Source organism: Terrisporobacter muris, from assembly GCF_024621905.1.
GTDB lineage: Bacteria > Bacillota > Clostridia > Peptostreptococcales > Peptostreptococcaceae > Terrisporobacter > Terrisporobacter muris.
The window spans coordinates 1-1,332 of sequence record NZ_JANKBY010000562.1 but is presented as its reverse complement, the minus strand read 5'-3'; the positions used below and the strand labels follow the sequence as shown (position 1 = coordinate 1,332).

Here is a 1,332-nt window from a genome sequence, read left to right as displayed (position 1 = left end):
GAATTTAACAGGAAATAAAAAAGAAACTAAAACTAGAAGAATAGAAAAGATTATTAACTCCACTTTGGGATATTTTACAAAGGACGATGTCATATTGATTGGTATTTTGATTACTATATTATCAGTAACTACTTTAATAATATCAAAAGAAATAAATAAAATAGAAGCTTGCACTTATGATTATAAAGAAAAATTAATAAGATTTCATGTTATAGCAAATAGTGATACAGATGAAGACCAAGAATTAAAATTAAAAGTTAGAGATGCGGTTATAGCTTATTTACAACCAAAGCTTGAAAACTCTAAATCAATAGAAGAAAGTGAAGCAATTATAAAAGGTGAATATGAGAACTTAGAAAATATAAGCAAGAAGGTTATATGCGATAATGGATATAACTATAATGTTAACATTGGGTTACAGTATAGTGATTTTCCTGCAAAACAATACTCAAGTGTAGTATTACCGGCAGGTAAATACAAAGCTTTAAAGATCATAATAGGAGAAGGTAAAGGAAAGAACTGGTGGTGTGTAATGTTTCCTCCTCTTTGCTTCGTAGATGACCAAAACGGAGTAATAGATGAGAAAACTGATAAAAAACTGAAAGAAATATTAACACCACAAGAGTATGAATTAATAATGGCAAAAAATAAAACTGAGGTAAATAATTTAAAATTTAAATTTAAAATAACTGAAGTATTTCAATGCTTATTTTAATTTAAAATAAAGAATAAAAAATAAAAAGGAGTGACTTTAACTATGGATAGGTGCTATAAAACCCTTATAGTATCACTATTAGTTTTAGGCAATGTATTTGTACCTATAAAACAAATATATGCACTAGAATATTACTATTTAGACAATGAAACAGAAGATTGTTTTGTACAAGTGCAAGAACAAGAGGATAAAAAAGAAGCAGTTATAAATCTTAATGATGAAGAAATAATGTTATTATCAAAATTAGTAGCAGGAGAAGCTAGAGGTGAAAGCTATGAAGGTCAAGTTGCTGTAGCAGCAGTTGTAATCAATAGAGTGAAGGATTCTAGATTTCCAAACTCTCTAGAAGGGGTTATATATCAAAAGAATGCATTTTCTGTAGTGAAAAATGGAACTATATATACAGAGCCCACAAGCTCTACATATAGAGCGGCTCAGGAAGCACTATATGGAAATGATCCAACTAATAATGCAATATACTTTTGGAATCCTGATATATCTACATGTAGCTGGATAAACACATTAAATCCTTACTTAAGAATAGGGAATCATGTTTTTGCTAAATAATATATAATTTTAAATAAAAAAAGTAAAGGAGTTTTTACTCCTTTATTTTT

General features: G+C 28.0%; 2 protein-coding genes. Both read left to right on the top strand.

All coding sequences use genetic code 11. The features are described 5' to 3' along the window. The first annotated feature begins 64 nt into the window (after positions 1-64). Positions 65-715, top strand: a complete 651-nt coding sequence (gene spoIIR / locus NSA58_RS20295) for a stage II sporulation protein R (protein WP_257560941.1) — start codon at positions 65-67, stop codon at positions 713-715. Positions 716-757: 42 nt separating this feature from the next. After that, complete coding sequence (locus NSA58_RS20290) at positions 758-1,282, top strand: cell wall hydrolase (protein ID WP_039680017.1); 525 nt, start codon at positions 758-760, stop codon at positions 1,280-1,282. The last annotated feature ends 50 nt before the right edge of the window (positions 1,283-1,332 follow it).